Here is a 22891-nt window from a genome sequence, read left to right on the forward strand (position 1 = left end):
CTTTCCCGTTGTTCACTGACGAACGTGAGGAATCCGGGCGGGCGGTGCGGTGCTCACTCCAGCCGGTCCAGCACCGCGTCGGCGTCGTAGGCGAGCGAGAACTCCCGTGAGCGGCCCCGCCCCTCGACGTCGGCGTACTCGGCCTCGACGAGCCCCAGCTGTTCGAGCTTCTTGAGTATCTCCGAGTAGCGGGTGTAGCCCAGCCCCGTCTCGGCCTCGAACACCTCGTACACCTCGCCGGCCTGCTTGCCCTGGTTGTCGGCCAGCACCCGAAGGAGGTCCGCCTCGGAGTCGGAGAGCCCGCGGAGGTGCCGCGAGAGGTGGACGTGTTTGGCCTTCTCGTAGGCTGTCTCCACGTCCTCGCGCTCGACGGTCGTCGACCCGCGCATCTCGGCGGTCATCCCGGCGCGCCGGAGCAGGTCGATGCCCACGCGCAGGTCGCCCCCGGCGTCGGCCGTCAGCGCCGCGACGCGGTCGAGCACCTGTGGCCCGACCACGCCCTCGCGGAAGCCCTTGTCCACCCGTTCGCGGAGGATGTCGACGATTTCGGCCTCGTCGTAGGTCGGGAAGTAGACCTCCTCCGGGCGGAACACCGACTGGACCCGCGAGTCCAGCGAGTCGATGACGTCGAGGTCGAGGTCCGAGGAGACGACGACGACGCCGATCCTCGCCCCGGAGTGCTCCTCGTGGGCACGGATGAGCGAGTACAGCGTCTCGGAGGCCTCGGACTCGTAGAACAGGTAGTTCACGTCGTCCAGCGCGACCACCAGCACCTCGTCGTCCTCGACGAGCCGGTCCGTAATCTGGCTGAACAGCTTCTTGAACGAGATGCCCGAAGTGGGCGGCTCGTAGTCGAACATCCCCTCGAACAGCTGGGAGAACACCGAATAGCGCGTCGAGTTCACCTGGCAGTTCACGCGGACCGCGCGCACGTCGGGCATCCCCTGGAGTTCGTCGAACAGCTTCCAGACCGCCGTGGTCTTCCCGGTCCCCGGCGGCCCGCGCATCATCACGTTCAGCGGGCGCGAGCCACGCACGGCGGGACGGAGCGCGTACTTCAGCGTCTCCATCTGGCTGTCCCGGTGCTTGAACGTCTCCGGGAGGTAGTCGAACTCGAAGACGTGCTCGTCGCGGAAGACGGACTCGTCCCAGCCGAGCATGTCCTCGTCGCCCATAATTTCACTTTCACCACGGTCGGGCGGCCACTTCAACTAATCGGTGGCACGGAGTCCCCTTTCTCAAGGAGCGACCAACGGGAGCGAGTAGGGAGGAGCGCGTTCGTATCTGGACAAGACAATATTTTAAGTAGCCATACGTTCACATTGAAACTGTGGCAGACGACTACGTGCGTCGGACGGCAATCACTCGTCTCGAAGTCACGGACGAGCAACGCGACTTGCTCGAAGACACCATCTCCGAGTGGAAGCGTGGTTGCCAGATCGCCACCGACATGGCGTGGGGCACGTGCAACGCGAAAAGCGACGTACAGCCCCTCGCCTACGACGACGTGCGCGAACACACCGACCTCGGGAGTCAGCACGCGATTCTCGCCACCCACCAAGCCGCACAGGCCATCACCAGCTGTCTCGAACGCCGAGCCAACGGGAAGAAGGTCAGCAAACCGACGTTCACCGCACCCACAGTAAAATACGACACCCGGAGTATGACGCTGTTCGATGACGGCACAGTGTCTCTCTCCACCACGGAGAGCCGCGTCCGGTGTGAGCTTGCTCTGCCCGACGCCGACGATGGCTACCAACGGCAGTACTTGGACTCCGACAAGTGGAGCGTCACGGAAAGCACGCTCACCGCCCGTGGTGGCGATTACTTCCTGCACATCGGCTTCCGCCGACACAAGAGGGATACCGAACGGAACACCGCCGAGGACGGAACGGTCCTCGGGGTGGACCTCGGTATCGAGAACCTCGCCGTCACGAGTACCGCCTACTTCTTCAGCGGGCGGGAGTTGACCCACGAGCTCCGCGAGTTCGAGAAGGTACGCGCTGGACTCCAACAGACCGGCACTCGAAGCGCTCACCGGACGCTCGAACAGTCGAGTGGCCGTGAGCTACGATACGTCCGCGACGTCCTCCACCGGGCGTCGAACGCCATCGTAGACGAAGCTCTCCGGTACGAGTGCGACGTGATAGCGTTCGAGGACTTGACCCACATCCGCGACCAAACGGGAGCGTCGTGGGGTCACAAGTGGGCGTTCCGAACGCTCTACGAGCAAGTGGCGTACAAAGCCGAAGCGGAAGGCATCGCGGTAAAACAGGTGGGGTCGGCATACACCTCGAAACGGTGCGCGGAGTGCGGGTTCACGGCAGACGAGAACCGCCCGGCTCGTAATGACTTCCGATGCGTGGAATGCGAGTCGGAAGCGAACGCGGATTACAACGCCGCGAAGAACATCGGGATGCGGTATGTCCGTCGGGGCCAACAGTCGTCTCGGCGGACGGGCGACAGTCAACTCGCCCTGAAGTCTGGGACGCTGACGCCGAATGGCGGATTTACCGCCTACCCTCACGGGTCGGAGGTCGAGTCCACGGACAAGCTCCACCCGCAAAGTGCCGAAGGCGCTTAGCGTGGGGTAGTTGACGCTTCCCTCCGGCGTGTGACGCGGAGCACACGAAGAGGACCGTTTCCGGTCGAGAGGGGGCGGCCGCCCGAACCCGTCAGGTCCACCGAGAGGTACGCTCAAGCCCTTCGAGCGCCTCGCCCGCGTATGCACGCCGCGATACTCCTGTACGACGGGTTCGACGAGATGGACGCCGTCGGGCCGTTCGAGGTGTTCGCGAACGCCGCCCGCGCCGGGGCTGACTGCGAGGTCTCCCTCCGCGAGATCGACGACGCGGCGGTCGTGACCGCGAGCCACGGGCTCCGCGTCGAGCCCGACGGCCCGCTCCCACAGCTCGGCGGCGACGACCTGCTCGTCGTCCCGGGCGGGGGGTGGAACGACCGCGACCGGCCGGGGGCGTGGACCGAAGCCGAGCGTGGTGCCGTCCCCGACAGCATCGCTGCCATGCACGACGGCGGCGCCACCGTGGCGAGCGTCTGTACCGGCGGGATGCTCGCCGCGCGCGCCGGCATCCTCGACGGCCGACCGGCGGTCACGCACGCGAGCGCGCTCGACGACCTCCGCCAGTACGCCACCGTGGTCGACGCGCGCGTCGTCGACGACGGCGATGTCGTCACCGCGGGGGGTGTCACCTCCGGGCTGGACCTCGCCTTCCACCTCGTGGACCGCGAGTTCGGGTCCGAGGTGGCCCGGCAGGTGGCGACGGAGATGGAGTACACGCCACAGGGCGACGTGGTGCGGCCGTAGGTGTGTACTCGCGGTAAACACGTGGAGTGAGAGTACACACCGCACAAACGAGAGTGCGCACGGAGCGTTTATGCTCCCGGGGATGGGAACGGTTCGACGTGCGACTGACGAACTCGTTCATCGGGGTCCGCGGGGTCGGCGAGGCCACCGAGCGGCGGCTGTGGCAGCGAGGCGTGACGCGCTGGGCCGACTACGACCCGGCCGTGGCGCGGGACTGCCGCGGCGTCGGCGCGACGACGGCCGACCGCATCGAGGCGTTCGTCGACGAGGCACCCGAGCGACTGGACGACCGCGACGCTACCTTCTTCGACGAGCGCCTCCCCTCCAGCGAGCGCTGGCGGCTCTACGAGGACTTCCGCGACGAGGCCGCCTTCTTCGATATCGAGACGACCGGGCTGGACGAACACCGCGACGACGTGACCACTGTGAGCGTCCACCGCGACGGCGAAACGCGGACACTGGTCAACGGCGGCGGCACGGAGCCGCCCCACGAGCCGCTGACCCGGGAGCGACTCGCCGACGCGCTCGACGCGCCGCTGCTGGTGACGTTCAACGGCATCCGCTTCGACCAGCCGTTCCTCGAGACCTCGCTGGACTGGTCGACCGAGGCGGCCCACCTCGACCTGATGTACCCCTGCAAGCGCCTCGGCCTCGACGGGGGGCTCAAGCGCATCGAACAGGACGTCGGCATCGACCGCGACCGCCCGGACATCTCCGGCCGGGACGCGGTGCGGCTCTGGCGCGAGTACGAGCGCGGCGACGCGAGCAGCCTGGCGACCCTGGTATCGTACAACCGTGAGGACACGGTCAACCTCCGGCGGCTGATGGACCTGGTCGGCGAGCGGCTCCACGACGAGGTGTTCGTGGCGGCGCGTGATGGTGGGGAGTAGGGAGAAGGCACCTGTCTGTTCTAGCGGCAATCCGACTGCCGACGGCGACAAGCACCTGTTGAAAGCCCCCGCGGGCTCGACCGGAACAACACTCACGGCACAGTGGAACCTCTCTCCGGTATGGTTCCCGACACGGCCGAGAACACTCCCGCCAGCCTCCGCGAACGCCTGGAAGCGACGATGTGGGCGCGTCACGAGAACCCGTGGAGCGGCTGGACCCGGGTCCCCGCCGGCCCTGCGCTGCTGCTCGCGGTTCACCTGCGGAGCAAGCGCCTGCTCGCGGTCGTCCTGGGGTGGGTCGTCGTCAACCCGTTCCTGTTCTCCCCGCCGGACCCGGAGACAGAGAGCTGGATGACCCGCGGCGTGCGCGCCGAGCGGTGGTGGCTCGGCGAGGGCCGCGGGACGCTGGGGCTGGACTGGCCGAACGTCGTCAACCTCGCCGGCGCGCTGGCGTACGTCGTCGGGCTCGTGGCCGCACTCCGCCGACGGCCGCGAGCGACCGCCGTGGCAACCCTCCTCGCGTCCGGGCTGAAGCTCGCGTGGATAGCGGTCATCGCCCGACGATACGACCAGCGGGACGAATCTTCGAACGAAAATCCGGAATTCTCCGATTCGGCCCAGAGTATCGAGACTATCACAGAGTTATGTGAGTAACTGTCCAGGTTACTGCATCGTATCGCTCGCACCCAGCGTCCGCTGGCCCTGCGAGACGGCCACCCGCCCGGCGCGGTGGACCGCGACCAGCGCCGCGACCGCCGCGACGACGAGTAGGCCCGCGCGGGCCGTCGAGAGCAGGCCCAGCGAGACGATGAGCGTGGTCGCGCACGCCGGCGCGTGGCGGAGGTCCGTCGCGAGCATCGCGCCGGTCGTGAGCCCGACACTGAGGACCCCTGCGGCGGCGAGGCGGAGGCCAGCCAGCGACCCGGCGGCTGGCGGCGCCGCGACGCTCCCGGACCCGACCAGCAGGACGAAGCACGCCAGTCCCGCGACGACACCGATGGCGTGGCCGCCGAGCACCCGGCGCGGCTGGCTCTCGGACGCCGTCGGGCGGTCGGCCAGCACGTACGCCGTCGGGCCGAGGCTGGGGAACAGCGCCGGGAGGCCCGTGAGCCACGCGGCACCCCCGGAGACGAGGAGAAGCGCACCCGCTGCGAGGCCGGTCCGGAGCGTACGGGCGTCGATGCGGGACACGCCCGTGGCTCGGACGGTCCGTGGACAAAGGTCCGGGGATTTCGGCTCGGAACACTGGCCGGCCGTCCGGTTCTGGCGAGGAGGTCGCAGTATTCGCCGCCGGGAGATAGGCAGGCGGGGCAGGTGGCCCTCACACGGGATTCTATACATAAACGAGCCAGCAATCCACGGCACTCGACCCGCACGTTTTTCCGCGCGCTACCCCTGAATCGGGTATGCTCGACTACGTGGATCTGGAGGCGGACCTGACCGAGGAGGAGCGGATGGTCCGGGACACGGCGCGCGATTTCGTGGAGGACAACGTCAAGCCGGTCGTCGCGGACCACTGGATCGAGGGGACGTTCCCGAAGGACCTCATCCCGGAGATGGGCGAACTCGGCTTCTACGGTCCGAACCTCTCGGGCTACGGGCTGCCGGACCTCTCGGAGCGAGCCTACGGCATCCTGATGCAGGAGCTGGAGGCGGGCGACTCGGGGCTGCGGTCGATGGCGTCGGTGCAGGGGTCGCTCGTGATGTACCCCATCTACACGTACGGCAGCGAGGCCCAGAAGGACGAGTGGCTCGAGGCGATGGGGACCGGCGAGAAAATCGGCTGCTTCGGGCTGACCGAGCCTAACCACGGCTCGAACCCGTCTCGGATGGAGACCTACGCCGAGGCCGAGGACGACGGATACGTGCTGAACGGCACCAAGACCTGGATTACCAACTCCCCGCTCGCGGACGTGGCGCTCGTGTGGGCGCGCGACCGTTCGTCCCCGGACGACCCCGTTCGTGGGTTCCTCGTCGAGACGGACCGCGACGGCGTCGAGACGCCGAAAATCGACGAGAAGCTCTCGCTCCGGGCCTCGATTACCGGCCAGATCGAACTGTCGAACGTCTACGTCCCCGAGGCCAACGTCCTGCCCGACGTGCAGGGGATGAAGGGGCCGCTCTCCTGTCTCACGCAGGCGCGCTTCGGCATCGCGTGGGGCGCCATCGGCGCCGCCCGTGACTGTTTCGAGACCGCGCGGGAGTACGCCACCGACCGCGAGCAGTTCGGCAAGCCCATCGGCGGCTTCCAGATTCAGCAGGAGAAACTCGCCGAGATGGCCACGCAGATTACCACCGCCCAGTTGCTCGCCTACCGGCTCACCGAGCTGAAGGAGCGCGGTGACCTGCGCCCGGAGCAGGTCTCGATGGCCAAGCGCAACAACGTGCGGATGGCCCGGGACCAGTCCCGCATCGCCCGTGAGATGCTGGGCGGGAACGGCATCACGGCGGACTACTCGCCGATGCGCCACATGGCCAACCTCGAAACGGTCTACACCTACGAGGGCACCCACGACATCCACTCGCTCATCCTCGGCCACGACCTGACCGGCATCCCCGCATTCGAGTAGCGGTCTGTCGGCGCTCTCACTGCGGTTCCCGGCGCTCCGGTGGCGCCTCGGAGACGAACCGGCCCCACCAGGCCCGCCGGTCTGCCGCCGCGCGGTACAGTTTCTCCCGCACTGGCCCGTAGTCGGCCGTCTGGTTCAGGAACAGCCGCAGCTCCCGGGGCAGCACACCGAGCCGGCCGAGGACGGCCTCGATGGCCGCGCCACAGGACCACACCTCGTCCTCGGTCAGGAGGTGGGCACAGTCCTCGTAGTCGCCGGGGAGGCGCGCGCGTTCCTCGTCGGTGAGCGCCGCGAACCCGATGATGCCGAGGTCGGTGTGCTCGGCCGCGACGGCCGCCCACCACGAGCAGAAACCGCAGTCGTCGTCGTAGACGAACCAGGCCGGTCCGTCCCCGCTGGCGTCACGGATGTCGCTCATGCGTACTCGTACGGGCGCGAGTGGGGAGTGACTTCTGCCGAGTGCGGCGGCGACCGGCTGACGGCGAATCAGTCGAAGCGACCGGTCTCCGCGCCGCAGTCCTGGCAGACGGTGACGAGCGCGTCCTTGTCCTCGGTCGGCTGGACGGCCTGCTCGGTCCGCTCGCCGCAGTCCTCGCACTCGCGGAGGATGGTCGTCTCACCCATCTCGGCGGGCGCGCCGATGGCCAGCGCGACGACACGCTCGTCGGTCTCGTTGGTCCCCTGCTGCCACTCGCCCGGGGCGAACCGGACCGCCTCCCCCTGCGCCACACGGACCTCCCCGTCCTCGCTCGCGGATTCGGAGCCGCGTCGCGGCTCCCCTGCCTCGAACGTCGCGGTCCCCTCCAGCACGTAGAAGACCTCCTCCTGGCCCTCGTGCTGGTGGTAGCCGAAGGCGAAGCTCTCGCCCGGCGCGAGCTCGTAGTGGTTGATGGTGACGTCCTCGGCGCCGAGCGCGTTCGACAGCGGGCGTTTCGCGCTCGCCGGGCTCATCCACGAGTCCACGTCCTCGATGCGCACGTGTTCCATGGCCGGCCCGTCGCGGGTGGCGGACTAAAGCCTACTCCCCGTCGCTGTCGTCGGGTTCGTCGGCGCCGGCCGCAGGTCACTCGGCGCCGTCGCCCTCGCTCCCGGCCGCAGCGTGACCACCAGGGCCGTCCGCGTCCCAGTAGCCCACCGCGTCGGCCTCGCGGAAGAACGTTGGCGACGCGTCGCCCTCGCCACCCGGTGCCCGACCGACGAAGGTGCCGACGGTCCCGGACTCGGGGTAGACGGCCACGTCGGGCTCGTTCATCGTGGAGATGGCGAGGAAGCGCAGCGGTTCCGCCCCCGTGTTGACGAGCTGGTGGGCGCCGCGCTCGTCAGCGGGACAGGCCACGTAGTCGCCCGCTTCGACGGGGTGGCCGTCCTCGGTATCGTCCGCCTCGTCGGTCCGGAGCCGCCCCTCGCCGTCCAGCACGAAGAACGCCTCCTCGTTGCCCGTGTGGTAGTGGAGCGGCCACGAGCGGGCACCGGGCGGGAGTTCGTAGAGGCTCGTCCCGATGCGCTCGCCACCCGCCGCCGCGGCGAGTTGCTTCCGCCGGAAGTGGGTCGCCCCTTCCTCCGTCTCCGTCCACTCGAGGTCGTCGGCGTTCACGGGGTCCATGCGCCTGCCACCGGACGCCGGGGCCCTCAGCGTACCGGTCGCGCGTGCCGTGGTGACGGTGGCCACGGGTTTCTTTACAGCCGAGGAGCACGCGACGATATGCGACTGCTTCCCGCGCTGGTCGTCGTGCTCGGGATGGTGGGAGTGCTCGTGCTCGCGTCACCCGCGGCAGCGGTCGACGACGACCGTACCCTCTCGAACGCGACGCTCGCCTCCGGCGAGACGTACTGTGAGGGACAACGAGCCTTCTTCGGCGCACCCAACAGCAGCGCCAACGCCACCTACGAGGTCACGACCGAGGACCCGCCACCGATCGCGCCGCCGGAGAAGGAGGTCACCCTCGACGCGAACGCGACCGGAGTCGTCCCCACGAACGGTCTCGGGGGGGTCTACGTCCTCCGCAACGAGAGCGGGGCGCCGGTCGTGGTCGACGGGACGGGCTACCAGACCCGGACCGGCGATGCCTCGGACGCCGCCTGGGAGGTGCTCGACTGTACCTTCCGCGTCGTTCCCCGGCAGGGAATCGTCGATGTCGATGATGACGGCGGGACCGCATCGTTCACGGTCTCGGCCAGCGACGACGATGCGGTCTACGTCCGGTCAGAGCGCCTGAGCGTCGACACCCTCGCCGACCTGACCGGCGGCACCAGAACCGCGGATGGTGTCCGGGTCCCGGTCACGGACGGGCAGCTGACGATGGAGTTCCCCGCGACCTTCGCCTGTCGCGCCGACGAGTACGACTTCGTCGTCGAAGGTGTCTCGACCGGAGCGACGACGACCGATCGCGTCACGCTGGAGGCGACCACCGAAACCCGGGTCGTCCTCGACGGGTCACCCGTCACCATCGACTCTGGGGAGACTGTCGGCATCGGCGTGCTGACGCGATGCCATCCGAGCGCGACCGTCCGCATCGGCTCCGAGAACGCGCCGTTCCTCGCGAACGCGACGTTCACCACCACCCGCGAGAACGACTACGGTGAACTCCGGTTCGACACCGCGGCCGCGGGCTCGGCACCGCCCGCCGAACTGTTCGGGGCCACCACCGGCGCCACCTTCGCGAACGCGACTGTCGAACGCCGTCCCGATACCGATGCACTCCCGCCGGGCGAATACGACCTGACCGTGTACCAGAACGGCCACGAGCAGGATGTGGGCACGCTGCGGGTCCGGTCGACGGCGACCCCGACAGCCACACCGACCACGGTCACGGCGGCGACGGTGACGGCGACACCCACGAACGGGACGCCGGTTCCGACCGTGACCGACCCCCCGACGCCCACGCCGACTACCCCGACTGCGGGCCCGGAGCCGCCGACCGCCTCACCGACGCCGACACCCGTGGTCGACGGGACCCCCACCGCGACGCCGACCGACGGAACGCCGCCCGTGACGAGTAGTGATGGACAGCCCGGATTCGGTGTGGGGGTCGTGATTATCTCGGCAATGGTGGGACTCTACGCTAGAGTCGCGAGATAAATGGGGAATTCGGCGCTCCGACGCGAAAAACGCTCCCGTCAGTCGTGACGGAACGACCGCTGCCCCGTGAACGCCATCGCCATCCCGTGTTCGTCGGCGGCCTCGATGACGTCCTCGTCGTTGACGGAGCCGCCGGGCTGGATGACGGCCTCGATGCCCGCGTCGGCGGCCGCCTCGATGCCGTCCGGGAAGGGGAAGAAGGCGTCCGAGGCCATCACGGCGCCCTGGGCGTCCTTGCCCTCGGCGTGTTCCTCGGCCTTCATCGCCGCGAGGCGGACGGCGTCGACCCGGGAGACCTGGCCCATCCCGACGCCAACCGTCTCGGTGCCCTGCGCGAACAGGATGCCGTTGGACTTGACGTGCTTGAGCGTCTTCCAGGCGAACAGCATCGTCTCGACCTCCGCGTCGGTGGGCTGGCGCTCGGTGACGAACTCCAGGTCGTCGGCGCTCACGTCCTGCAGGTCCCGGTCCTGGACCAGTCGGCCGCCGACGAGGGGCTTCTCGGTGTGGCGCTCGCTCGTCTCGGAGAGGGTCGACTCGTCGCCCACGTCCAGCACGCGGAGGTTCTCCTTCTCGAACAGCACGTCGAGCGCGGCGTCGGTGTAGCCGGGCGCGACGACGACCTCCTTGAACGAGTCGATGATCTGCTCGGCCGTGGCCGCATCGCACTCCCGGTTCAGGGCGACGATGCCGCCGAACGCGCTCATCGGGTCCGTCGAGAGGGCGTCCGCGTACGCGTCCGCGAGCGTGTCCGCGGTCGCACAGCCGGCAGGGTTGGTGTGCTTGATGACGGCCGCGGCGGGCTCGTCGAACTCCTTGATGAGGTCGAGCGCGCCGTCGGCGTCGTTGTAGTTGTTGTACGAGAGGGCCTTCGCGCCCTCGTTCAGCTGCGGGGCGTCGACGACGTTGGCCTCCTCGCAGGTGGCGTCCGCGTACAGCGCGGCGGCCTGGTGGGGGTTCTCCCCGTAGCGGAGGTCGGCGACCCGGTCGTCGGCCGCGAGGCGCCGTCTCGGGAACGGCTCGCCGTCGTCGCGGGTGGCGGTGTCGCCGTCGACGCGGACGACGCCCTCGTCGTGGTCGACCTCGGCGCGGCCCTCGACGAACCACTCGACGGCGCGCGGGTAGGCGGCGAACTCCGCCTCGTACAGCACCCGCTCTTTCAGGTCGGCCGGCTCGTCGTCGTCGTAGACCGGCACGGGTTCCTGCGTGACGATGGGGCCGCCGTCGACCGTCTCGTCGACGACGTGGACGGTACAGCCAGTGACCGAGACGCCCGCGCCGAGCACCTGCTCGTGGGCGTCCATCCCCGGAAACGCCGGCAGGAGCGACGGGTGGACGTTGAGCGTCGTCGGCACCTCGTCGAGGAACGCCTCGGTGAGGATGCGCATGTAGCCGTCGAGGCAGACGAGGTCGAACTCGTAGCCCGCCAGCCGCTCACGGACGCGTGCCTCGTGTGCTTCGCGGGACTCGCCCTCCTCGCGGACGACGACCTCGGTCGGGATGCCACGCTCGGAGGCCGCCTCGAGGACGGGTGCGCCCTCCTCGTTGGCGAGGACGACGGCGAACTCGGCACCACCCGGTGCGCGGTCGGCGATGTGCAGCAGGTTGCGCCCACGGTTGGACGCCATTCCGGCCAGTTGCATATCCGAGTGGCGGGGTGGCCGGCCGTTAGTGGTTGCGGTCCAGCGGGTGCGAGAGGCTCGCTCGCACGGGCCACGCTCCCGTGGCTCTCGTGTTCGCGTCCGTGACAGCGCGGCCGCTCCTGCGGTGGGGTTCGAGAGGAGTCGACGGTGGTCGCAGCCTCAGACGTCGTCCGGCGTGTCGGCGTCGTCCTCGACGGCGCGCTTCATCGACTCGCGACGGGATTTCGCGTCACGCCCGGTACACTCCAGCAGGAAGTCGTTCTTCGCGGCGTTGGCGTCCCCCGCGGCGTCGACGTCGCCCGTCTCCATCAGGCTCTCGAGGTCGCGCTCGACGAAGTCGACCGCGAGCTTGTCCTTCTTGCCCGAGTAGGCGACGGCGCCCGCGACGACCTTCTCGAAGACGGGGTTGTCGGGGTCGCCGACGACGTACAGGTCGCTCCCGTTGAACTCCTCCGTGCCAGTGATGGGGCCGAAGTAGTCCTCGATGGTCCCCTCCAGGTCGGGGACACGCTCTTCGAGATACTCGCCCCGGCGCATCTTGTACTCCTCCATGGGCGCCGATTTGCGGAGCAGGGGTTTACCGATTTCGGCCTGCTGTCTCCCGCGGCGGCCCACGCGCCCCGGCGCAGCCGCTGACTCTGGTGGGTCGCCGTCAGGAGTGCGGTGGCGGTCGGGACGCTACTCGCTCGCTTCCAGATACCCGTGGACACACTCCGGGCAGGCGTCGCCCCGCCGGAACGACGACTCGGCGGGGATGGTGTGCCCACACTCCGGGCAGCGGTAGTGGCCCTCCGGGACCGTGAAGGAGGCGGTGGCTGCGGGCTCGGGCTCGATGTCGGGTGCCGGCTCGGCCGCCGTGTTGGGTGTCCCCCCCGCGTCACGGTCGTCGTCGAGAATCTCGGCCGATTCCGGCTTGTCGGCGTCGCTCGCATCCGTCTCGGGCTCGTCGGGCGCGTCGACCTCCTCGGCCTCGTCGTGGGTCAGCGGCTCCGGTTCCCAGGCCTCGCCGGCCTCGTCGCCCGGCCACTGACCGGGTGCGCGGTCGGACGCCGGCTCGTCGGTGAGTATCTCGGCGTCCTCGGTCACAGGGTCCGCTTCGTCGGCCGTCACGTCGGTCGCGTCGGCCGGTTCGGCGTCGAGGTCCACGTCTGCCGGGTCCGCCGGGTCCGATGCGTCGTCGGTCATCAACTCGACACCCTCGTCCTCGCCGGTGTCGGGTGCGACCGTCTCGGCCGCGCCGCCGGTGGCCGCCTCGACACCGCCGTCGTCGGCGTCGCCGGCCGACCCGCTCCGGTCGACGATGCTGCCGAAGCCGCCGGTGTCGGCGCTCTCGGTCGCGGCGCCGGTCGACGTCTCGCTGGCGGTGGTCGGTTCGCCGGTCCCGCTCGGCGCGTCGGTGCCGAGCTGGTCGGGTGACTCGAAGGCGTCGTTGTCCCCCGCGGCGGGTTCGTCGCCGGGGGTCCGGAGGGTCGTGTCGGTACTGACGCCGCCGTCGGCCGTGGCGCCCGCGGTGGAGACGACCTCCTTGTTGGTCGAGACGACGCGCGTCGCGTCACACTCCGTGCAACGCTCGACGTCCTTCACGACGGTGACGACCTCGCTCCCCTTGGATTCGCGCTCTCGGACCATCTCGCGCTCGTCGTACGAGTGCCCGAAGAGCGAACACTTCAGCCCCATTGTGCGAACGTGGCCCCGACGCGAATTTAAACGTACTGCAGGGTGTGACCCCCGACGTGCGGGCGTCAGTCACGCGTCAGACGCCGTGCCGCACCGCGGTTCTCGTCCGCGGCCGGGTCGGCAGGGCGGCTCCCCGCGACCCGCTCCGCGCGGATTTATGACCGCCGGCGTGCTACAGTCGGGTATGCAGGCGAAGCCCGAGTTCCGTGACCGGGACGAGGCCGAGGTCGCGGTGCTCGACGCGCTCGTCGACCGTCACGAGGACGGGATGACGGTGTTCGAGCTCCGGTCCGGGACGGAGCTGGACATCGACACCATCGAGGCGGCGCTCGGGGAGCTGAAGGGGGCCGGGCTCATCCGCGTCGAGGAGGAGGGGAGCCGGACGCGCATCTACCCCGACGAGCGGGTGGTGCCCGCCCCCGGCGAGGCCGAGGAGACCGACCCCTCGCTCGTCGACCGGCTCCTCGGCAGACTGCCGCTGTGAGCCATCGTCGATGCCACTGCCGACCGTACGCGGTCGCGCAGGTGTCTGACGTACGGCTGACTGCTCGCGACACGTCCCTCTGCCGTCTTGCGGTTTCTACTTCCGACGTAGTCCGACAGGGTATTTACTGCTCGCGCGTCTCGGAGGGGATATGATCGCACGCGTCGTTGCGGCGCTCCGGGGGAACCGCTCGGCCGGCTTCCACGAGTGCCGCCGCTGTGGCACGACCGTCGAGCCGTCGGCCTCCGGCTGCCCGGCCTGTGAGTCGACCGATATCGCTCGGTACGACCTCTGAGGCCGTCTTCCGGCTGTCTTCTCGTCCGTTCTGTCTCGCCAGCGACGGCCGGGTCCATGGCGTCGGAGTTATCCCCCGACGCCCGCAATCGGCGGGTATGACTGTCGTCGCGGAGGAACACGAGGCACACGGGGCGACCTTCCGCGAGCTCGCGGACGGCCGTCGTGCCGTGGAGGCGTATCACCGGCCCGAGCGAACGGCCACCGCCGTCCGGAACGGGGTCGGCGTCATCGAGATGGGCTACGGCGTCGTCGCCGTCACCGGGGAGGACCGCCACGAGTTCGTCGACGACGCGGTGTCGAACAGGGTCCCGGCCGCGGACGGCGAGGGCTGCTACGCGCTGTTGCTCGACCCACAGGGCGCCATCACGACGGACATGTACGTCTACAACGCCGGCGAGCAACTGCTGGTGTTCACGCCGCCGGCCCGCGCCGCGCCGCTGGTCGAGGACTGGTCGGAGAAGGTCTTCATCCAGGACGTCGAGGTGCGTGACGCCTCGTCCGATTTCGGCGTCTTCGGTGTCCACGGCCCCACCTCGACGGAGAAGGTCGCCTCCGTCCTCCACGGTGGGTCCGGGTCGCCGGACCCGCGCCTCTCCTTCGTCCGCGGGTCGCTGGGTGACGCCGGCGTCACCGTCGTCCGGACGGATGCCCCGCTCGGCGAGGAGGGGTACGAGGTCGTCTGCGCCGCAGACGCGGCGAACGAGGTGTTCAACACGCTCCTCACGCGGGGGCTGAACGCCGTCCCGTTCGGCTATCAGGTCTACGAGACGCTCGCGCTGGAGGCCGGAACGCCGCTGTTCGACACGGAGTTGGAGGGGCGCATCCCGAACGTCGCCGGCGTCAGGAACGCGCTCGACTTCGAGAAGGGCTGCTACGTCGGCCAGGAGGTCGTCTCGAAGGTGGAGAACCAGGGCCGGCCGTCCCAGTGGCTGGTCGGCCTGCTGCCCGAGGCGCTTCCGACGGCGGGTGCGGCCGTCTTCGACGGCGACAGCGCGGCCGGCGAGGTCACGCGCGCCGTCGAGTCACCGACGCTCGACCAGCCGGCGGCGATGGCCTACGTCGACTTCGGGCTGGCGTCGGACGACGTGACGGTCCGTGTCGACGGCGACGAGGTTCCGGCCGAGGTGGTGGAGCTGCCGCTCTACGAGGGCTCGGACCGGTCGGCGCGGGTTCCGGAGTACGTGAGTTAAAATCTGGCTCTAACGACCATTTCTCAATTAACTGGCGACTTTTCCGAAAATATGTCAATTCTACGTTTTAGTGTGGCTGACAACCGATTCCTACACCTGTAGAAAGCCCCCGCCCGCTCTCCCTGGGACCGCGGTGACAACCGCGATGAACCGTGTAGAAAGCCCCCGCCCGCTCGACCATCCGGGACTCGCTGCGCTCCTCACTCGCTGCGCTCCTCACTCGCTTCGCTCCTCACTCGCTGCGCTCCTCACTCGCTTCGCTCCTCACTCGCTGCGCTCCTCACTCGCTTCGCTCCTCACTCGCTGCGCTCCTCACTCGCTTCGCTCCTCACTCGCTGCGCTCCTCACTCGCTTCGCTCCTCACTCGCTGCGCTCCTCACTCGCTTCGCTCCTCACTCGCTGCGCTCCTCACTCGCTTCGCTCCTCACTCGCTGCGCTCCTCACTCGCTTCGCTCCTCACTCGCTGCGCTCCTCACTCGCTTCGCTCCTCACTCGCGCTGCGCTCCTCACTCGCTTCGCTCCTCACTCGCTGCGCTCCTCACTCGCTTCGCTCCTCACTCGCTGCGCTCCTCACTCGCTTCGCTCCTCACTCGCTGCGCTCCTCACTCGCTTCGCTCCTCACTCGCTGCGCTCCTCACGCCCTCCTCACTCGCTGCGCTCCTCACTCGCTGCGCTCCTCACTCGCTTCGCTCCTCACTCGCTGCGCGCTCCTCACTCGCTTCGCTCCTCACTGCCTCGCTTCGCTCCTCACTCGCTGCGCTCCTCACTCGCTTCGCTCCTCACTCGCTGCGCTCCTCACTCGCTTCGCTCCTCACTCGCTGCGCTCCTCACTCGCTTCGCTCCTCACTCGCTGCGCTCCTCACTCGCTTCGCTCCTCACTCGCTGCGCTCCTCACTCGCTTCGCTCCTCACTCGCTGCGCTCCTCACTCGCTTCGCTCCTCACTCGCTGCGCTCCTCACTCGCTTCGCTCCTCACTCGCTGCGCTCCTCACTCGCTTCGCTCCTCACTCGCTGCGCTCCTCACTCGCTTCGCTCCTCACTCGCTGCGCTCCTCACTCGCTTCGCTCCTCACTCGCTGCGCTCCTCACTCGCTTCGCTCGTTGCGGTGCTTGCTTCGTCCGGGATGGGTCGAGCGAGCGGCCCCTTTCAGTCCTGCCCTGTTGCTTGTTGGGCCGAGCGTTCGCACGTGGTGGTTCCAGCAGGCCGCAGGGGCCCCAAACCTCCCCGCGCCGTCGCCGTGAGGCTTCGACACGCTCGCTCGCGCTCGCGGTCTCGGTCGATGAGGCGACGGCGCGCTTCCTGTCGGCGGAACCGGCCGGCCGACCAACCGCTCCCCGGCCGGGAGCGCGTGCCGAGGCCCTTGTGGCCGAGTGCCGCGCGACTCGGGGAAGGGCAGGGACGCCGCTCCGCCGAACAGACAACGATGGGTGGGACTGAAAGGGGCCGGCCGCTCGACCCGTCCCCGGCGAAGTAAGGACCGCAGGGCACCTCTGGCGCCCGAGGACCGCAGCGAGCCGCGGACGGTCGAGCGGTCGGGGGCTTTCAACACCTGGTGATTGCTGTTGTCGCAGTTGTGATTGACCGAGCGGTCGGGGGCTTTCAACACCTGGTGATTGCTGTTGTCGCAGTTGTGATTGACCGAGCGGTCGGGGGCGTTCAACACCTGGTGATTGCTGTTATCGCAGTTGTAATTGACCGAGCGGTCGGGGGCGTTCAACACCTGGTGGCAGTCGTTGAGACTATCGTCGCCTCCTGCTAGCCACCGATACCGTCAAGCCCCGTCCCCCTTACCCACGACGTATGCGCGACGAGGCGGCAATCCGCGATCGGATCGCCGAACTTGAGGCCGAGTACGACAGCCACGACCCGCCGTCCTCGGCGCTGGAGGACGAGGCCGAGGTGGCCATCCTCCGGGCCATCGAGGAACTGGAGTGGGTGCTCGAGGAGCACGACGCGGAGGGCGGGTTCACGACCTGACGCGCCGGCCGGGTGGTGGGTCCGGACGACTCCTGGCTCGTCAGGCGCCGGCGGTCTCGGCCGCCGAGTCGGGGCCCATGACTCCCGCGGCCTCCAGCAGGTCCTTGTACCGGTTGCGGATGGTGACTTCGGAGATATCGGCCACGTCGCCGACCTCGCTCTGGGTGAGCCCCTCGCTCGTGAGGAGCGAGCCGGCGTACAGCGCGGCCGCCGCGATGCCAACGGGTGACTTGCCCGAGAGGAGCTGTTCCTCGCTGGCGGTCTCGATGAGTTCGACGGCCTTGCGCTCGGTGGCGTCGCCGGCATCGAGCTCGCTCGCGAACCGGGGCAGGTACTCCGTCGGGTCCGCCGGCTCGATGGCGAGGTTCAGCTCCTTGACGATGTAGCGGTAGGCGCGTTTGAACTCCTCCTTGTCGACGCGGCAGACCCGCGCGACCTCGTCGAGGCTCCGCGGGACGTTCGCCTGCCGCGCGGCGGCGTAGACGGCCGCGGTCGCGATGCCCTCGATGGAGCGGCCGGGGAGCAGGTTCTCGTCGAGCGCGCGGCGGTAGATGACCGAGGCGGTCTCGCGGACGTTGTCCGGGAGGCCCAGGGCGCTAGCCATCCGGTCGATTTCCCCGAGGGCCTGCTTGAGGTTGCGCTCCTTGGAGTCGCGGGTGCGGAACCGCTCGTTCCAGGTGCGGAGGCGCTGCATCTTCTGGCGCTGCTTGCTGGACAGGCTGTTGCCGTAGGCGTCCTTGTCCTGCCAGCCGATGTTGGTCGAGAGCCCCTTGTCGTGCATCATGTTGGTCGTCGGGGCGCCGACGCGGCTCTTCTCGTCTTTCTCCTGGGCGTCGAACGCGCGCCACTCGGGGCCGCGGTCGATGCTATCCTCCTCGACGACGAGCCCACAGTCCTCGCAGACGGTCTCGCCGTGCTCCGTGTCGACGCTCAGGCTCCCGCCGCACTCCGGGCAGACGAGCGTCGCCTGTGTCTCCTCGTCCTCGACTGCCGGCTGTGTCTCCTCGGACGACCGCTCGGCACGCTGGGTGAGTCGAGTGTCGGACATGGATTCGTGGTGGTGGTGGCGTCGCGGGTCGGTCCGGCTGGCGGTGCCCGTTGCCGGTTCGACGCCGGTCGGCACGGGCCGCCGTTCGTACGCGAACGTAGGACCGTCCGCTCCCTCAGCGCTGTGCCGAACAGTTTGGCGTTTATTATGCCCACCCGTGGATGGGCCCCTGCACGGTATCCCCGCCCTGCTCGTCGGTGTGTGTCTCCGTCCCACGGTTTATTTCGCTGGGGCTCGTAGCCCCTCGTGTCATGTACGACCCGCAGGTCTACGGCCTGCTCGGGGCCGTCCTGCTGCTGCACCTCGGGACGCTCGTGTACGTCTACATCCGGCGGAACGGGGACGAGGGCTCGCCAGCCCCGGACCGGGACGGCGAGACCGTCGACCGGGGCACCGAGACCGCGGTCGACGCCGGCACGGAGGCCGACGAGACGGTGGTCTGTACGGAGTGTGGTGTCCGGAACGCGGCTGACTACCGCTTCTGCCGGGCCTGTGTCGCGGACCTCTCGGGAACGCCGGCCCAGGGTGGGAGCGAGGCGTTCTCGAACGCCGCCTGACCGTCCGTCCACATTGCCGGTGGACCGCAGCCAGCCGTCCGCCACGCGTGGCACCGGCCCGGTGTTTCCCGCCCACCTGCCCATTCGCCGAGTCATCTATCCACGTCCGTACGCTATGTGGTGGGTTCGAGTTCCGATTCTCGACTTTATATCTGCATATTGTTCTATCTGTTTCGGTGCTGTGGGTATACGTTCTTGATATTCAGTTCCAGCGGAACGCTTACGTGCGAGAGGCGACGACATCTCTGTGATGAGTGACCGGTCTCGAACGCGGACGTTCTTCGATGCTCTCACGTTCCCGGTGCGGCTGTTGAGCGCCGGGCTCGCCGAGGACGAGAACGCCCGCGTCCGTGTCGAGCAGGACGCGTACGTGCTCGAACTCGACCTGCCGGGATACGACACCGAGGCCTTCGATGTGTCGTGGGACGACGGCTATCTCTCGGTGACTGCGGGCACTGACGACCGCTCGTACGAGAACGAGTTCCACTTCCCCTCGGTCGTCCGCGCGGCCGACATCCGTGCGACCTACGACGCCGACGAGGGCCGACTGACCGTCACCCTGCCCGTCTACGGGCGCCGCCCGCCCGGTGGCGCCACCGCCGAGCAGGGGGCGGCCGACTGAACCACCGCCCCGCCGTCAGCCGTTCGTCCGGCACGGGGTTTCGCGCGCGTGCCGTCGCCCGTCGCCCACCGTTCAGCGTGGCTTCGGGACGTAGTCGGGGCCGACACGGAGGTCGAGCGCCTGCGGGCGGGCATACATCGTGACGTGGTCGTGCTCGGCGATCTCCCCGTCCCGCGAGAAGGTGATGGCCTCGTCGCTGGTCACCGTGACCTGTGCCGCCTGGAAGTGGTGGACCGAGTCGGTTCCCTCGCCGAGCAGCCGGTGGATGACCGCCTCGACCGCGAGGTTCCCCGCGGGGACGTCCTCGATGACCGCCACGTCGAACAGCCCGTCCTCCATGTCGGCCTGCCCCCCCTGCTCGACGAACCGGCGGGCGTTCCCGACGAGGACGGTCACTGCCGAGCCCTCCCAGCTGTCGCTCTTGCCGCCGCCGTGGAGGTCCAGACGGAGGTCGACCCCCTCGAACTCGACGGCCTGCTGGAGCCCGCTGACGACGAACGCCAGCGTGCCGAGGCGCTGCTTCAGCTCGCCCGAGGCCGAGGTACTGGCGTCGGCCGGGAAGCCGGCGATACAGGAGACGACGAACGGTTTCCCGTCGGCGAGTCCCACGTCGACCGACCGGACCTCGCCCTTGTCGGTGAGCTGGAGCCCGTGTTCGATGCTCCGGATGCCGACGGCGTTCGCCAGCAGGTTCGCCGTCCCCGCCGGGATGACGTTCAGCGTCACCTCGCCCAGGTGGTCGGCCTGTTCCAGTCCCCGGAGCACCTCGTTGATGGTCCCGTCGCCCCCGCAGACGGCGATCTCGCTGACGCCCTCCTCGCCAGCCTCCCGCCCCAGCGTCACTCCGTCACCCTCACCCTCCGTCTCCCACACCGCGAACCCCTTCCCGCGGGCCTTCTGACGCACGATCTCGGCGTGGTCGCCGGTCCCGCTGACGGGGTTCATGATGAGGGTGCGCGACCCGACCTGCATACGTTGGCGGTCGGCGTGCGGATACTTAGGGGGTGTGGAGACCGTCCCGCGCTACCGCCGGTGCACGGGCGAGACCCTCAGTTCATCCCTTCCGTCCCGATGTCGGGGTTCTCGCGGTAGAACTCCACGAGCGTCTCGGCGTAGTCCTCGAAGTCGGGGCACTCGATGCCCGACCCTTCGAGGTCCGCGACGGCGTTCGAGCAGTCGAAGGAGGCGGGCCAGGTCTGGTACTCCAGCCCGCCACTCTTCAGCAGCTCGGATTCGGGCTTCAGGCTCTCCAGCAGGCCCTTCACGATGCCCTTCGGGTACGGGACGACGAAGGTGCGGTCCTTGCCCGCCGCCTCCCCCAGAATCTTCACGAGTTCCGTCGTCGTCGGCGGGTCCGGGTCCGCGAGGTGGTACGTCTTCCCCTCGGACTCGTCGATGCCCGAGAGGTAGCCGATGGCGTCGACGATGTAATCGCGGGGGACGACGTTGAACTCGCCCTCGCTGGCACCCTTCGGCGCCGGGATGACGGCGTTGTCGCCCTGGTCGACGAGCCCCTCGACGAAGGCGTACATCCCGTCGTACTTCTGGGTCTCGCCGGTCTCGCTGTCGCCGACGGCGACGCCGGGGCGGTAGATGGTCGTGGGCACCTCGTCCATCCGCTCGCGGACCTGTACCTCGGCCATGTGCTTCGTGGACTCGTAGTAGTTGTAGAATGACTGGCCCTCCTGGAGCATGTCCTCGGTGAAGCGGCCCTCGTAGTCGCCCGCGACGACGACGCTGGAGACGTAGTGGAAGCGGTCGGCGTCGGCCGCGGCGGCGAACTCGGCCATGTGGGCGCTCCCGTCGATGTTGACGGCCTTGCCGGGCGCCCGATCCATCGTCAGGTCGTAGATGGCCGCGAGATGGTACACCACGTCGGTTTCGTCGACAAGCGCGTCGTAGTCGTCGACCGCGAGTTCGGGGTCCGTGATGTCGCCCTCGACGAGTTCGACCCGGGCCTCGGCGTCGGCATCGACGTCGTCGCCGATGTCGCTCACCCGGGTCTCGGCCTCCGGGCGGAACTTCGGCTGCACCAGGCAGGTCACCGTAGCATCCTCGTCGTGTCGTTCCAGCAGTACCTCGACAAGCGCCGAGCCCAGGAACCCCGGGAACCCGGTCAGGAACACGTCCGTCATGGCCCCGACCGGGCGGGCCGCCGACAAAGAGGTTGCCCCGTGTGTACAGGCCCCGCTTATATCGTTCCGCCCGGTGCGCCACGGGAACTCACTCCAGCAGGACCGTGAAACCCCACTCGCCGCCGCTCCCCTCACCGGGTGCCGAGCCGGCAGGGCCGACCTGGTAGCGGGTCCGGAACGTGTGCTCGCCCACCGGGAGGCAGGCGTCCGTCTCCGAGCTCGCGTACAGCGCCAGGTCGGCCGTCGCCGACGCGCCCGGCGCCAGTTCGAACGTGCGGTACTCCTCGGTGGTGACGATACCGTGGCGGAGCCGCCAGCAGTCCGGTTCGGCGTCCCACTCGCTCTCGACCGGGAGCAGGACGAGCCGCCCGGACTCGTCGTGGACGTACCGGAAACGCGCGGCACGCCCCTCACCAATCCGCACGGCGCCGTCGCCGGTGTTGGTGAGCGTCACGCGGAGCGCGGGTGGCGCCTCGGCGGTCGCGACGGGTGCTACGAGCGTCACGTCGGCCGCGAGCGGCGCGGCCGGTCCGTCGATACCGACCAGCGAGACGCCGGGGCCGCCGCTCCCGGCGGGTCGGGTGCCACCGGCTGCCCCGCCGTCACCGTCGGCACCGGCGAGGCCGCCGTCGGTGCCGGTGGGCGTGGGCGTCGGCTCGTCACCCGTGCCCGGGTCGCTGGCTCCGGTCGTACAGCCCGCGAGGAGTGCGAGCCCCGCGAGCCCACCGGCACGGAGGAGGGTTCGGCGGGTCGGACGGTCGGATGGCTCGATGTGCATACCCACCAGACGCGCGTTCACGGCATGAACTAGTCGATGCCTCAAACGCCCGTTTGCGGTACCGTGTGGCCTGCTGTCTCGTGTCCGAGTGTTCACGGTCGCCGCCGGCCGGGGGTTGATGACGCCGCCGGCCGCAGTGACGGGTATGTCCGACGCGCCCACGCCGCCCGACGACGAGCGCAACGTCCTGGGCGACCCGCTCGAACCGTGCAGTACGGACCCGATGACCGGCGCGTTGCGCGACGGCGAGTGCCACGCGCTCCTGCGCGACCCGGGCCGCCACGAGGTCTGTGCGGTGATGACCGAGGCGTTCCTCGAGTACAGCCGCGCCCAGGGCAACGACCTGGTGACCCCCCGCCCGGACCTGAACTTCCCCGGGCTGGAACCGGGCGACCGCTGGTGTGTCTGTGTGCCCCGGTGGCTGGAGGCCGCCGAGGCGGGTCAGGCTCCGCCGGTCGTCCTCGAAGCGACGAACGAGTCCGTGCTCGACATGATTCCACCGTCCCGGCTCGAGGCACACGCGCACGACGCGGACGCGCCAATCGACCTCGACTGAACGGGGACGGGGTACCGACCCCGATCACCGACCGCATCGTGGTCGGGGCCGATTCTCCCGCGCG

At 69.1% G+C, this 22891-nt stretch carries 25 protein-coding genes; 13 read left to right on the forward strand and 12 right to left on the reverse strand.

Annotation, left to right across the window (positions count from 1 at the left end; genetic code table 11):
- Positions 1–53: 53 nt before the first annotated feature.
- A complete protein-coding gene (locus tag NL115_RS09630) occupies positions 54–1175 on the reverse strand; it encodes an ORC1-type DNA replication protein (protein WP_254832967.1) in 1122 nt (373 codons plus the stop codon).
- A 155-nt stretch (positions 1176–1330) separates the two neighbouring features.
- Here NL115_RS09630 and NL115_RS09635 point away from each other — a divergent pair, with 155 nt between their 5' ends.
- The 4 genes from NL115_RS09635 to NL115_RS09650 all read left to right on the forward strand — a co-directional run bounded on the left by NL115_RS09635 (position 1331) and on the right by NL115_RS09650 (position 4869).
- Positions 1331–2584 (forward strand): RNA-guided endonuclease InsQ/TnpB family protein, encoded by a 1254-nt coding sequence (locus NL115_RS09635; protein WP_254832968.1) that lies wholly within the window; start codon positions 1331–1333, stop codon positions 2582–2584.
- Between the two features lie 141 nt (positions 2585–2725).
- On the forward strand, positions 2726–3325 hold the full coding sequence (locus tag NL115_RS09640) for a DJ-1/PfpI family protein (protein WP_254832969.1): 600 nt from the start codon (positions 2726–2728) through the stop codon (positions 3323–3325).
- A 98-nt stretch (positions 3326–3423) separates the two neighbouring features.
- Complete coding sequence (locus NL115_RS09645) at positions 3424–4215, forward strand: ribonuclease H-like domain-containing protein (protein WP_254832970.1); 792 nt, start codon at positions 3424–3426, stop codon at positions 4213–4215.
- 120 nt (positions 4216–4335) lie between these two features.
- Positions 4336–4869 (forward strand): DUF6653 family protein, encoded by a 534-nt coding sequence (locus NL115_RS09650; RefSeq protein WP_254832971.1) that lies wholly within the window; start codon positions 4336–4338, stop codon positions 4867–4869.
- 9 nt (positions 4870–4878) lie between these two features.
- On the opposite strand, the gene NL115_RS09655 is transcribed toward NL115_RS09650, so the two are convergent.
- Complete coding sequence (locus tag NL115_RS09655; RefSeq protein WP_434084019.1) at positions 4879–5397, reverse strand: HPP family protein; 519 nt, start codon at positions 5395–5397, stop codon at positions 4879–4881.
- A gap of 224 nt (positions 5398–5621) precedes the next feature.
- On the opposite strand from NL115_RS09655, the gene NL115_RS09660 reads away from it, so the two are divergent.
- On the forward strand, positions 5622–6785 hold the full coding sequence (locus NL115_RS09660; RefSeq protein ID WP_254832973.1) for an acyl-CoA dehydrogenase family protein: 1164 nt from the start codon (positions 5622–5624) through the stop codon (positions 6783–6785).
- A 16-nt stretch (positions 6786–6801) separates the two neighbouring features.
- Here NL115_RS09660 and NL115_RS09665 read toward each other — a convergent pair whose 3' ends face one another.
- From NL115_RS09665 to NL115_RS09675, 3 genes are all read right to left on the reverse strand, one after another.
- Positions 6802–7203, reverse strand: a complete 402-nt coding sequence (locus NL115_RS09665) for a DCC1-like thiol-disulfide oxidoreductase family protein (protein WP_254832974.1) — start codon at positions 7201–7203, stop codon at positions 6802–6804.
- 68 nt (positions 7204–7271) lie between these two features.
- The gene (locus NL115_RS09670) at positions 7272–7772 is read right to left on the reverse strand and encodes a cupin domain-containing protein (protein ID WP_254832975.1); all 501 of its coding nucleotides are present in this window, start codon (positions 7770–7772) and stop codon (positions 7272–7274) included.
- 76 nt (positions 7773–7848) lie between these two features.
- Positions 7849–8388: a cupin domain-containing protein gene (locus NL115_RS09675; RefSeq protein WP_254832976.1), complete on the reverse strand. Its 540-nt coding sequence runs from the start codon at positions 8386–8388 to the stop codon at positions 7849–7851.
- Between the two features lie 99 nt (positions 8389–8487).
- Between NL115_RS09675 and NL115_RS09680 the strand changes: the two genes are divergently transcribed.
- Positions 8488–9864: a hypothetical protein gene (locus NL115_RS09680; RefSeq protein WP_254832977.1), complete on the forward strand. Its 1377-nt coding sequence runs from the start codon at positions 8488–8490 to the stop codon at positions 9862–9864.
- Positions 9865–9902: 38 nt separating this feature from the next.
- Here NL115_RS09680 and purH read toward each other — a convergent pair whose 3' ends face one another.
- From purH to NL115_RS09695, 3 genes are all read right to left on the reverse strand, one after another.
- Positions 9903–11507, reverse strand: a complete 1605-nt coding sequence (purH, locus tag NL115_RS09685) for a bifunctional phosphoribosylaminoimidazolecarboxamide formyltransferase/IMP cyclohydrolase (protein ID WP_254832978.1) — start codon at positions 11505–11507, stop codon at positions 9903–9905.
- A 159-nt stretch (positions 11508–11666) separates the two neighbouring features.
- The gene (locus NL115_RS09690; RefSeq protein ID WP_254832979.1) at positions 11667–12059 is read right to left on the reverse strand and encodes a DUF5611 family protein; all 393 of its coding nucleotides are present in this window, start codon (positions 12057–12059) and stop codon (positions 11667–11669) included.
- Positions 12060–12185: 126 nt separating this feature from the next.
- The gene (locus NL115_RS09695) at positions 12186–13184 is read right to left on the reverse strand and encodes a DUF7093 family protein (protein WP_254832980.1); all 999 of its coding nucleotides are present in this window, start codon (positions 13182–13184) and stop codon (positions 12186–12188) included.
- A 184-nt stretch (positions 13185–13368) separates the two neighbouring features.
- Here NL115_RS09695 and NL115_RS09700 point away from each other — a divergent pair, with 184 nt between their 5' ends.
- The 4 genes from NL115_RS09700 to NL115_RS09715 all read left to right on the forward strand — a co-directional run bounded on the left by NL115_RS09700 (position 13369) and on the right by NL115_RS09715 (position 17131).
- A complete protein-coding gene (locus NL115_RS09700) occupies positions 13369–13668 on the forward strand; it encodes a DUF6432 family protein (protein ID WP_254832981.1) in 300 nt (99 codons plus the stop codon).
- A gap of 151 nt (positions 13669–13819) precedes the next feature.
- Positions 13820–13963, forward strand: a complete 144-nt coding sequence (locus NL115_RS09705; RefSeq protein ID WP_254824457.1) for a hypothetical protein — start codon at positions 13820–13822, stop codon at positions 13961–13963.
- Between the two features lie 97 nt (positions 13964–14060).
- Positions 14061–15155, forward strand: a complete 1095-nt coding sequence (ygfZ, locus tag NL115_RS09710) for a CAF17-like 4Fe-4S cluster assembly/insertion protein YgfZ (RefSeq protein ID WP_254832982.1) — start codon at positions 14061–14063, stop codon at positions 15153–15155.
- 1799 nt (positions 15156–16954) lie between these two features.
- Positions 16955–17131: a hypothetical protein gene (locus NL115_RS09715; RefSeq protein ID WP_254832983.1), complete on the forward strand. Its 177-nt coding sequence runs from the start codon at positions 16955–16957 to the stop codon at positions 17129–17131.
- A gap of 40 nt (positions 17132–17171) precedes the next feature.
- Here NL115_RS09715 and NL115_RS09720 read toward each other — a convergent pair whose 3' ends face one another.
- The gene (locus NL115_RS09720; protein WP_254832984.1) at positions 17172–18179 is read right to left on the reverse strand and encodes a transcription initiation factor IIB; all 1008 of its coding nucleotides are present in this window, start codon (positions 18177–18179) and stop codon (positions 17172–17174) included.
- 251 nt (positions 18180–18430) lie between these two features.
- Here NL115_RS09720 and NL115_RS09725 point away from each other — a divergent pair, with 251 nt between their 5' ends.
- Positions 18431–18736, forward strand: a complete 306-nt coding sequence (locus tag NL115_RS09725; RefSeq protein ID WP_254832985.1) for a DUF7577 domain-containing protein — start codon at positions 18431–18433, stop codon at positions 18734–18736.
- 250 nt (positions 18737–18986) lie between these two features.
- Positions 18987–19358 (forward strand): Hsp20/alpha crystallin family protein, encoded by a 372-nt coding sequence (locus NL115_RS09730; RefSeq protein WP_254832986.1) that lies wholly within the window; start codon positions 18987–18989, stop codon positions 19356–19358.
- A 72-nt stretch (positions 19359–19430) separates the two neighbouring features.
- On the opposite strand, the gene NL115_RS09735 is transcribed toward NL115_RS09730, so the two are convergent.
- From NL115_RS09735 to NL115_RS09745, 3 genes are all read right to left on the reverse strand, one after another.
- Positions 19431–20330: a diacylglycerol/lipid kinase family protein gene (locus tag NL115_RS09735; RefSeq protein WP_254832987.1), complete on the reverse strand. Its 900-nt coding sequence runs from the start codon at positions 20328–20330 to the stop codon at positions 19431–19433.
- A 77-nt stretch (positions 20331–20407) separates the two neighbouring features.
- Positions 20408–21493 (reverse strand): SDR family oxidoreductase, encoded by a 1086-nt coding sequence (locus NL115_RS09740; protein ID WP_254832988.1) that lies wholly within the window; start codon positions 21491–21493, stop codon positions 20408–20410.
- Between the two features lie 88 nt (positions 21494–21581).
- The gene (locus NL115_RS09745; protein ID WP_254832989.1) at positions 21582–22271 is read right to left on the reverse strand and encodes a DUF4232 domain-containing protein; all 690 of its coding nucleotides are present in this window, start codon (positions 22269–22271) and stop codon (positions 21582–21584) included.
- Positions 22272–22416: 145 nt separating this feature from the next.
- Between NL115_RS09745 and NL115_RS09750 the strand changes: the two genes are divergently transcribed.
- Positions 22417–22827 (forward strand): DUF2237 family protein, encoded by a 411-nt coding sequence (locus NL115_RS09750; protein WP_254832990.1) that lies wholly within the window; start codon positions 22417–22419, stop codon positions 22825–22827.
- Positions 22828–22891 lie beyond the last annotated feature (64 nt).

Source organism: Haloglomus salinum, assembly GCF_024298825.1.
Classification (GTDB): Archaea; Halobacteriota; Halobacteria; order Halobacteriales; family Haloarculaceae; genus Haloglomus; species Haloglomus salinum.

Bases quoted from the DNA above. Each gene is read 5' to 3' on its own strand.
- NL115_RS09630 (WP_254832967.1), bottom strand. From the start codon at position 1,175: ATGGGCGACGAGGACATGCTCGGCTGGGACGAGTCCGTCTTCCGCGAC.
- ygfZ (WP_254832982.1), top strand. From the start codon at position 14,061: ATGACTGTCGTCGCGGAGGAACACGAGGCACACGGGGCGACCTTCCGC.
- NL115_RS09680 (WP_254832977.1), top strand. From the start codon at position 8,488: ATGCGACTGCTTCCCGCGCTGGTCGTCGTGCTCGGGATGGTGGGAGTG.
- NL115_RS09745 (WP_254832989.1), bottom strand. From the start codon at position 22,271: ATGCACATCGAGCCATCCGACCGTCCGACCCGCCGAACCCTCCTCCGT.
- NL115_RS09695 (WP_254832980.1), bottom strand. From the start codon at position 13,184: ATGGGGCTGAAGTGTTCGCTCTTCGGGCACTCGTACGACGAGCGCGAG.
- NL115_RS09705 (WP_254824457.1), top strand. From the start codon at position 13,820: ATGATCGCACGCGTCGTTGCGGCGCTCCGGGGGAACCGCTCGGCCGGC.
- NL115_RS09690 (WP_254832979.1), bottom strand. From the start codon at position 12,059: ATGGAGGAGTACAAGATGCGCCGGGGCGAGTATCTCGAAGAGCGTGTC.
- NL115_RS09730 (WP_254832986.1), top strand. From the start codon at position 18,987: ATGAGTGACCGGTCTCGAACGCGGACGTTCTTCGATGCTCTCACGTTC.
- NL115_RS09715 (WP_254832983.1), top strand. From the start codon at position 16,955: ATGCGCGACGAGGCGGCAATCCGCGATCGGATCGCCGAACTTGAGGCC.
- NL115_RS09650 (WP_254832971.1), top strand. From the start codon at position 4,336: ATGGTTCCCGACACGGCCGAGAACACTCCCGCCAGCCTCCGCGAACGC.
- NL115_RS09720 (WP_254832984.1), bottom strand. From the start codon at position 18,179: ATGTCCGACACTCGACTCACCCAGCGTGCCGAGCGGTCGTCCGAGGAG.
- NL115_RS09740 (WP_254832988.1), bottom strand. From the start codon at position 21,493: ATGACGGACGTGTTCCTGACCGGGTTCCCGGGGTTCCTGGGCTCGGCG.
- NL115_RS09735 (WP_254832987.1), bottom strand. From the start codon at position 20,330: ATGCAGGTCGGGTCGCGCACCCTCATCATGAACCCCGTCAGCGGGACC.
- NL115_RS09665 (WP_254832974.1), bottom strand. From the start codon at position 7,203: ATGAGCGACATCCGTGACGCCAGCGGGGACGGACCGGCCTGGTTCGTC.
- purH (WP_254832978.1), bottom strand. From the start codon at position 11,507: ATGCAACTGGCCGGAATGGCGTCCAACCGTGGGCGCAACCTGCTGCAC.
- NL115_RS09660 (WP_254832973.1), top strand. From the start codon at position 5,622: ATGCTCGACTACGTGGATCTGGAGGCGGACCTGACCGAGGAGGAGCGG.
- NL115_RS09670 (WP_254832975.1), bottom strand. From the start codon at position 7,772: ATGGAACACGTGCGCATCGAGGACGTGGACTCGTGGATGAGCCCGGCG.
- NL115_RS09700 (WP_254832981.1), top strand. From the start codon at position 13,369: ATGCAGGCGAAGCCCGAGTTCCGTGACCGGGACGAGGCCGAGGTCGCG.
- NL115_RS09640 (WP_254832969.1), top strand. From the start codon at position 2,726: ATGCACGCCGCGATACTCCTGTACGACGGGTTCGACGAGATGGACGCC.
- NL115_RS09725 (WP_254832985.1), top strand. From the start codon at position 18,431: ATGTACGACCCGCAGGTCTACGGCCTGCTCGGGGCCGTCCTGCTGCTG.
- NL115_RS09750 (WP_254832990.1), top strand. From the start codon at position 22,417: ATGTCCGACGCGCCCACGCCGCCCGACGACGAGCGCAACGTCCTGGGC.
- NL115_RS09675 (WP_254832976.1), bottom strand. From the start codon at position 8,388: ATGGACCCCGTGAACGCCGACGACCTCGAGTGGACGGAGACGGAGGAA.